General features: G+C 60.5%; 3 protein-coding genes. All 3 read left to right on the top strand.

The window, feature by feature from the left end; genetic code table 11:
* On the top strand, nucleotides 1–3,682 hold a 3,682-nt coding region (locus tag PLN84_RS12570), incomplete at its 5' end, for a PAS domain S-box protein (RefSeq protein ID WP_348532133.1).
* A complete protein-coding gene (locus tag PLN84_RS12565) occupies nucleotides 3,627–3,935 on the top strand; it encodes a Rid family hydrolase (RefSeq protein WP_292385480.1) in 309 nt (102 codons plus the stop codon). The genes PLN84_RS12570 and PLN84_RS12565, both read left to right, overlap by 56 nt.
* Before the next feature lie 386 nt (nucleotides 3,936–4,321).
* A partial coding sequence (locus PLN84_RS12560; RefSeq protein WP_348532132.1) for a response regulator occupies nucleotides 4,322–4,619 on the top strand: 298 nt, incomplete at its 3' end.

Below are 4,619 nucleotides of genomic sequence, written 5' to 3'. Positions count from 1 at the left end.
CGGGATCGCGTTTTTAAAGGCTGTCCGGGAGCAGTTCGGCGACCTTCCTTTCATCCTCTTCACCGGCCGGGGGCGCGAGGAGGTCGTGATCGAGGCCATCAACAACGGTGCCGACTTCTACGTGCAGAAAGGCGGGAACCCGGTGGCCCAGTTCGCCGAGCTCGCGCACAAGATCCGGCAGGCGGTGAGAAGGAAGCGGGCGGAGACGACCCTTGCAGAACGGGAGCAGCGCTACCATGACCTCCAGAACGCGAACGACCTTATCCAGAGCGTTGGACCGGACGGGCACTTCCTCTTCGTCAATACGCAATGGCTCGATACGCTCGGGTATACGGCAGAAGAACTCCCGGACCTTACGATATTCGATGTGATTCATGAGGAGAGCATCGACCACTGCATGGAGACGTTCCGGCGGGTGGTCTCCGGCGAGAACGTGGGGATCATCGATGCGGTCTTTACAACCCGCGACGGGAGGAAGATCTACGTCGAGGGTATGGCGGAGAGCAAGATCGTGGACGGAGAATGCCGGTACACCCGGGGGATCTTCAAAGACGTCACCAGCGAGCTCAAAGACGTCACCAGCGAGCGGCAGGTGGAGGCGGAACTTGCCGAAAACCGCGATTACCTTCACCAGATCTATGCGTCGGTCCAGAGCGGGATCGTCGTCATCGATGCGAAGACGCACGAGATCGTCGATCTCAACCCCGCCGCGGCAGAGATGATCGGGACAACCCGGGACCGGATCGTCAACAGGGTCTGCCACCGTTGCATCTGTCCGGCGGAAGAGGGAAAGTGCCCGATCACGGACCTGCACCGGGATGTCGGCAACGCCGAGTGCACGCTGCTGGCCGCAGACGGAGGCCTGGTGGATATCATAAAGTCTGTCGTTCCGGTCAGTTTCAATGGACGGGAATGTCTGCTGGAGACGTTTCTTGACAACACGGAGCGCAAAATTGCGGTCGACGAACTCCGTTCTGCCTACGCGAAGGTTACCGTTGCCGAAGAGGAACTCCGCGAGAGTTTCGATACGCTCAGCCAGAAGGAGCAGGCACTGCGCGAGAGCACCGAGATGTTCCGGGCGGTCGTGGAGCAGTCAAACGAGGGTATTGCCATCGTCGATTTCACCGGGAGGCTCCTGTATGCCAATCACAGGGCAGCCGGGATCGTCGAGAGCGCAGATGACCTGAAGCCGGAAGACGGGATCAACGTGCTCGATTTTGTCGCCCCGGAGTTTAGAGAGCGTGCAATCGTCAATTTTGGCAGGGTTGCGGATGGGGATGACCGATTCCTGGTGAACTGCAGGATCGTCACCTTGAGAGGCCGGGAGAAGTGGCTCGAATGCATCGGGAGAACGATCACCCTGAAGGGTTCGCCTGCCCTGCTCGTCTCGTTCAGGGATACTACCGAACGGATACAGGCGGAGAAAGAATTGCGCGACTCCGAATATAAATTCGCCACGGTTTTCAAGAGTAATCCGGTCCCGCTGACCCTGACGTCGGTATCCGGCGGTGTGTTTACCGATGTCAATGATGCGTTTTTACGCAGCACCGGGTATGACCGGACGGAAGTGATCGGGAAAACACCAGGGGGACTGGGGCTGTTTGCCGATGACGGCGAATTTGCCCGGTTTGTCTCGGCGCTCCGGGAGAAGCACTCAGTGCACGGCATAGAACTCCGGTGCCGGAGCAAGGCCGGGGAACTCCGGACCTGCCGGTTCTCTTCAAGCATCGTGCCGATCGACGGCGTACCTCACGCTCTCACGACGGTCGAGGATATAACGGAACAGAAACGGGCGCAAGAGGCGATACGGGAGAGCGGAGAGCGCTACCGCCTGATCCTGAAGAATGCGCACGACGGCATTCTGGTCAACGAACTCACGCCGCGGGGGCCGGGAAGATTCATCGATCTCAATGAATCGGCCTGCCGGATCCTCGGCATGACCCGCGAGGACCTCGAGGGCATAAGCCTCGTCGATCTCGATACTCCTGAGATGCAAGAACGGGCTCCTGGCATTGTCGAGGACCTTCTACGGGACAGGCACGCGACCTTCCAGATCCGCTACCGGATGGGAGACTATCAGGAGAAGATCCTCGAGATCAGCGTCAGCCTCTTCGATCTCAACGAAACGCCGACCATACTCTCGGTCATCCGCGACACCACGGAACTCAGGGCCGCAGAGTCGGCGCTCCGTGCACTGGTCTCCGGTATGGTGGGAACGACCGGCATGGAGTCTCTGGACCGGCTAACGGAGAGCCTCAGTGCCTGGCTTCGCGCCGACTGCGTCATGATCGGCGAGATCACGCCGGACCATGAACGCGTCCGGCTGCTCTCGATGTTCCTTGACGGTGAGAAGATCCTCGATCACTCGTATGTCCTGAAGGGCACGCCCTGCGAGGATACCGCGGAAGCCGGGTTCTGCGTCTACCCTGATGATGTCGCCCGGCTTTTCCCCGAAAGCCGGGACCTTCGGGAACTCAACATCCGCGGCTATGCCGGGACCGCGCTGCGGAATGCCGGCGGGCAGGTCATCGGGATCCTCTGTATCCTGAGCAGGGCCCCGCTCAACCTGCCGCCGTCCGCCCGGGAGATCCTGGAGATCGTTGCCGCAAAAGCGGCCGCCGAGATCGGGCGCATGAATGCTCTTGGGGCCCTCTCCGAGAGCGAGGAGAAGTTCCGGGCCCTTGTGGAACACTCCCTCGACGGCATTCTCATCCTTGATCCGGCGGGAACGATCCTCTTTGCGAACCCTGTTGCAAGCCGGTTTGTACATGCAGGTGATCCTGCCGGGTTAATCGGGAAGAGGAGCGTGATGGAGTTCGTCGCCCCCGCGTCGCAGGAGGATGCTATCAGGGATTTTGAGAATGTGACACGAGGGATGGACGGGTACGTCGCACGCTATCGGATCGCCACGGTGGACGGAGAAGAGCGGTGGGTCGAGAGTCTCGGGAAGGCCATCGTCTTTAACGGCGCTCCGTCGATCCTGATCTCGCTTCGGGACGTCACCGAGCGGCAGCGGGCGGAAGACGCGCTGCATCAGGCAAACAAGAAACTCAACCTCCTCTCGGGTATCACCCGGCACGACATCAACAACCAGCTCCAGATACTGAGCGGCTATGTTGCGCTCCTGTGCGAGAAGAATCCCGATCCCTCGTTGGCGGATCAGCTGTCCCGCATCGCCACGGCAAGCAGCCGGATCTCGTCCATGATACAGTTTACGAAGGAGTATGAGGAGGTCGGGATGAACCTTCCCGTCTGGCAGGACCTCCGGCCCCTCGTGAACGGTGCGGGCAGGAGCGCCAGCCTTGGCGGGGTCGTGCTGAAGAATGAGATCCCTGAAAAAACGGAGGTGTTTGCCGATCCGCTCATAACCAAGGTCTTCTTCAACCTGATCGACAACGCCCTGCGCCACGGAGGGAAGACCACGACGATCCGGTTTGCGTCCGAGATCCACAACGGGAACTGCATCGTCGTCTGCGAGGATGACGGCGACGGTGTTGCAGCCGATCTCAAGGAGAGGATCTTTCACCGGGGGTTTGGGAAGAACACCGGTTTCGGGCTCTCCCTCTCCCGGGAGGTCCTTGATATCACCGGGATCACGATCCGGGAGACCGGTGAAGCGGGCCGGGGTGCCCGGTTCGAGATCACGGTGCCGAAGGGGCAGTTCCGGGTCGGATCGGGGTAAGCTTCTGTTCTACCGGTTCCCGGCTCAGCCCCTGCCCGTCCCCCCCGGCAGACCGACTGGCCTGTCAACCGCCCTGCCGCGGGCTGTCCTCCTCAAAGCCGGCCTCGACATCTCAGACGTCGTCCAGACCCGGATCTACCTCACGGACCTCGCGGACTTTGAGACGGTCAACGCTGTCTATGCTGAGTACTTCGTCGAGCCCTACCCCGCACGGGCGAGGGTCGAGATCGAGATGGTCGCAAAGGCGCGGTAAGCCGGCCGGAGGCCACCGGGCTCCTATGTGACAGCATTGGCGCAGAGACAGCAGTAACTCTTCCGGATTGCAGGAGTGCCGCCTTCTTTCGGCCGCAGATCCCCGCTCTCCCGGGACCGGGATTCCCGGTGCAACACGGCGATGCCGTCGGTGATCGTCCCGGAACCGGGGCTTCATAAGCCATGCGAACCTGGAGATGCGGTCGGCTGGGTCGTGACGGTGCTTGCGCAGGGGTGGATCGCTTCCTGGATTTTGCCCTCTCATCGGGCCTGTATCGATGAAATATCTCGTAAAATGCCGTATAAACCTATATAGTGCTCGAATACGGCACTGTTAATTCGAAATGTATTTTATACATCCCACTCCTCCTCAATATAGGTACCATCATGCACGTCCAAGCCGCCCCTGATCGCATCCTCTATGTAGACGACGAGGAGGCACTGCTCGATCTCGGCCGTATGTTCCTTGAGCGGGAGGACGGCATCGCCGTCGATGTCACCGCAAGCCCACACGAGGCGCTTCGCATGATCCGGACCGGCCGCTACGACGCGGTCATCTCGGACTACCAGATGCCGGAGATGGATGGGATCGAGCTCTTAAAACAGGTCCGGGAAGCAGGATCCCGGGTACCTTTCATCATCTTCACCGGCCGGGGACGTGAGGAGGTCGCAATCGAGGCGCTGA

The sequence above is a fragment of the Methanoculleus sp. genome (genome assembly GCF_035363275.1).
Classification (GTDB): Archaea; Halobacteriota; Methanomicrobia; order Methanomicrobiales; family Methanoculleaceae; genus Methanoculleus.
Note: the sequence above shows the minus strand (reverse complement) of the source record. Positions and strands in the feature narration are given on the sequence as shown.